The 4,031-nt window shown below is 42.5% G+C and carries 3 protein-coding genes; all 3 read left to right on the top strand.

Annotated features, from left to right (window positions below; translation table 11 throughout):
• Positions 1-346 precede the first annotated feature (346 nt).
• The 3 genes from O9290_RS06250 (at position 347) to ureC (ending at position 3,662) form a co-directional block, all read left to right on the top strand.
• Entirely contained in the window at positions 347-655 is a 309-nt protein-coding gene (locus tag O9290_RS06250) for a hypothetical protein (RefSeq protein WP_288058433.1), read from the top strand.
• Positions 656-974: 319 nt separating this feature from the next.
• Positions 975-1,871, top strand: a complete 897-nt coding sequence (locus O9290_RS06245; protein ID WP_288058434.1) for a polyphosphate kinase 2 family protein — start codon at positions 975-977, stop codon at positions 1,869-1,871.
• 81 nt (positions 1,872-1,952) lie between these two features.
• Positions 1,953-3,662 (top strand): urease subunit alpha, encoded by a 1,710-nt coding sequence (ureC, locus tag O9290_RS06240; RefSeq protein ID WP_287669281.1) that lies wholly within the window; start codon positions 1,953-1,955, stop codon positions 3,660-3,662.
• Positions 3,663-4,031 lie beyond the last annotated feature (369 nt).

The following is a 4,031-nucleotide window of genomic DNA, read 5'->3' as shown; positions in this document are numbered from 1 at the left end:
CTTTTAAAATAAAGCTTTTGACCTGTTAAAGTCCGATGTTCATGCTGCGAAAATAGGATTGGGACGTTCAAAAACCTTGCATTATCCTTCTTGTAGTACATCGCTTGGTACAAAAAACAAGGGCAACAAAGCCTAAAACGACCGACTCCTGACTCCTGACTCCTACCCCCAGGAAAAACTTTTTCAGCAGACCCTAACTAATAATGGTTATGAAAAAATTTTAGGTTTACGAGATTTATATCCCGAAACTCTAGAAAATAGAACTAAGGTAGAAAATGGCATTAAAGGATTTTTAAAACCTTTACTTCAGAACAAGGGAATTCCCATTTCGATGATTTTAGTGATTATGGAAATCGAAGCTTGGTTTTTAGGTGAATACAGTTTTCTGACTAAAATAGATAGTTGTTTAACATCTAAGTTTATTCTAGACAATTTAGGTTTCGATCTAAATGTCCTAGATGTAGAACAAATACCACATCCTAGTCAAGTGCTGGACAGTATTTATCAATTAATACAACGAAGCTATGATAAAAGCGAAAGGACTGTGGAAGAAATAGCTAGTCTCCTAGATTATGAGTTTATATATTTGCATCTAGTTGAAAAGATTAAACAACTCAAGCAGCTTATTGATGCAATCAACCTTTTTTTAAAGTAAAAATACATCTACAGCGTTTCTCATCAAGATAAAGTGTAACCTACTTTGACATCGACCACCTACTCCCCAAAACGAAAACTTCGCACCTCACCATTAAGATAACTGTTGTAATACTGCTCACTTAATATTCTATTTTCCTACCGATAACTGATAAACGGTTGACAGCTTAGATGTGTAATTAATTTTGCTTAGGGACTGACAGCTATTTAAATATACTTTTGCCACTTCATCCTTGACTCGCCGGTTCAAGGGTTAGATATTTTCCGAGCAAAAGTGCTACAATGTAATCTTAGGGGTCAAAACAATCAAGGAGAAGAGCATGGTCAGCAAAATTGATCGCCACGCATTTTTACAATCCTTAATAGTGCCACCGGGTAAAGAAATTTCTCTGCACAAAGACTACGATCCTGGGTTTAAGCCCGACTATATCACCAAAGAAGATGCCACGCTGCTGCTGCAACAGGGAATCGAAAAAATGGCCGAGTTTCAAGATAAACTCTATGCCCAGGATACCTATGCCTTGTTAATTAATCTACAAGCGATGGATGCGGCGGGTAAAGATGGTACGATTAGACACGTTATGTCGGGCTTAAATCCCCAAGGCTGTCAGGTATTTAGCTTTAAAGTTCCCTCGGCCGAAGAACTAGATCACGATTATCTCTGGCGATATTATAAAGCCTTACCGGAGCGGGGTCGTATCGGTATTTTTAATCGTTCTTACTACGAAGAATTATTAGTCGTGCGCGTCCATCAAAATTTATTGGAACGGCAAAAACTTCCCCCGGAAGACAGAACCAAGAAAGTTTGGCAGCGACGTTTTGAGGAGATTAATAATTTTGAAAAATATCTGGTTAATAATGGGGTTATTGTCCTGAAATTCTTTCTCTATGTTTCTAAAGGAGAACAGAAAAAACGATTTTTGGAAAGAATTGATCGCCCTGAAAAAAACTGGAAGTTTTCTGAAAATGATGTCAAAGAAAGAGCTTTTTGGGGTGATTACATGAAAGCCTACGAGGAGGTATTCAATCATACCAGTACCGAATGGGCCCCCTGGTATATTATCCCGGCTGATCGCAAATGGTTTACCCGTTTAGCTGTGGGGGCGGTTATTTATCACACCCTGGAATCCCTTGGTTTAAAATATCCCACCGTTACCGAAGAACATCACCAAGCTTTACTGAAAGCCAAAGAAATCCTCGAAAACGAGCCAGATTAAAAATGGAAGAAAATCCCCAAAAAGCGATAATTGCCGGAAAATCGATCGTATAATCGATCTCGATTTTCAAGAATTCCCCCTATGAATTATCGCATTGATCGCCGCACCTATGCAGAAACCTACGGCCCCACCGTCGGAGATAAAGTTCGCCTGGCAGACACGGAATTATTTATCGAAGTCGAAAAAGATTTCACCACCTACGGCGATGAGGTAAAATTCGGCGGCGGTAAAGTAATTCGCGATGGGATGGGCCAATCCCCCATTTCTAGGGAAGATGGGGCGGTGGATTTGGTGATTACTAATGCCCTAATTCTCGACTGGTGGGGCATCGTTAAAGCCGATGTGGGCATTAAAGACGGCAAAATTTATAAAATCGGTAAAGCGGGCAATCCCCACATTCAAGATAATGTCGATATTATCATCGGACCTGCTACCGAGGCATTAGCCGGGGAGGGGATGATTTTGACAGCAGGGGGGATTGATGCCCATATTCATTTTATCTGTCCCCAACAAATTGAGACAGCGATTGCGTCGGGGATTACCACAATGATTGGTGGTGGGACCGGACCTGCGACGGGAACTAATGCCACCACCTGCACCCCGGGAGAATGGAACATCTATCGAATGCTAGAGGCGGCCGAAGCTTTCCCGATGAATTTGGGTTTTTTGGGTAAAGGCAATAGCAGTCAGCCGGAAGGACTAGCGGAACAGGTAAAAGCGGGGGTAATTGGCTTAAAACTCCATGAAGATTGGGGAACCACTCCGGCAGCCATTGATACCTGTTTAAGCGTGGCCGATAAGTACGATGTGCAGGTGGCGATTCATACGGATACTCTCAATGAGGCCGGTTTTGTCGAGGCCACTATCGCCGCTTTTAAAAATCGCGTCATTCACACCTACCACACGGAAGGGGCCGGCGGTGGTCATGCTCCCGATATTATCAGGGTTTGCGGGGAAATGAACGTTTTACCCTCCTCTACTAATCCCACGCGTCCCTATACGACGAATACCTTAGAGGAACACCTCGATATGTTGATGGTTTGTCATCATTTAGACCGGAGTATTCCCGAAGATGTGGCTTTTGCTGAATCCCGCATCCGCCGCGAAACTATTGCCGCCGAGGATATTCTCCACGATTTAGGGGCTTTTAGCATCATTTCCTCCGATTCTCAAGCGATGGGACGGGTGGGAGAAGTAATTATCCGCACTTGGCAAACTGCCCACAAAATGCGGGTACAACGAGGCAGACTGACCGGGGAAACGGGAGAGAATGATAATCTGCGGGCAAGACGATATATTGCTAAATATACGATTAATCCTGCTATTACCCATGGTATATCCGATTATGTCGGTTCCATCGAGGTGGGCAAATTAGCCGATTTAGTTCTCTGGAAACCGGCATTTTTTGGCGTAAAACCGGAAATTGTCCTGAAAGGCGGTTTAATCGCCTGGGCGCAAATGGGCGATGCTAATGCCAGTATTCCCACACCCCAACCGGTTTATATGCGTCCCATGTTTGCCTCTTTTGGTGGTGCGATCGCCAAAACTTCCTTGACATTTGTTTCTAAATATGCTATGAAAGCGGGCATTCCTGAGAAGTTAAAGCTGAAAAAAACCGCCGTGGCAGTGTCGAATACGCGCAATATCAGTAAGGCTAGTATGAAGCTTAATGACGCTTTACCGCGCATGGAAGTTAATCCCGAAACCTACGAGGTGCGTGCTGACGGGGAATTATTAATCTGTGAACCCGCTACGGTTTTACCTATGGCCCAACGCTATTTCCTATTTTGAATTCGATTTCAGATTCAGAAAACGGGTTTTTTCAAAAAACCCGTTTTCTTTTTGAATCACAGTTAAGGATTAGTAGGAAGGTTTGGTAAAAATAACTTAACTAATCCTGCCATTAGTGCAGTAACAATAGCAACAAAGATGGTTCGATTAGTAAATTCCAAGTTATCTAGTCGTTTATTCACGCCTGTTAATTCTCCTTTAATATTTGCTATGTCAACTCTTAAGTTATGGCTCTTCGGGAATTGTTATGCAAATAATTAACTTAAAATAAAATTCGATGAGAGCGCCTACGCTCAAAAGTAGCTGAAATCCATACAGGGAAGGACTTAAGGCACAAACAGGTTAATACCAAAAGATAGACAATTGAGT

The organism is Microcystis sp. LE19-41.2A (genome assembly GCF_027530405.1).
Taxonomy (GTDB): domain Bacteria; phylum Cyanobacteriota; class Cyanobacteriia; order Cyanobacteriales; family Microcystaceae; genus Microcystis; species Microcystis aeruginosa.
Note: the sequence above shows the minus strand (reverse complement) of the source record. Positions and strands in the feature narration are given on the sequence as shown.

What these genes read in the sequence shown, in the direction of transcription:
- O9290_RS06245 (WP_288058434.1), top strand. Translation starts at nt 975, where the DNA reads ATGGTCAGCAAAATTGATCGCCACGCATTTTTACAATCCTTAATAGTG.
- ureC (WP_287669281.1), top strand. Translation starts at nt 1,953, where the DNA reads ATGAATTATCGCATTGATCGCCGCACCTATGCAGAAACCTACGGCCCC.
- O9290_RS06250 (WP_288058433.1), top strand. Translation starts at nt 347, where the DNA reads ATGGAAATCGAAGCTTGGTTTTTAGGTGAATACAGTTTTCTGACTAAA.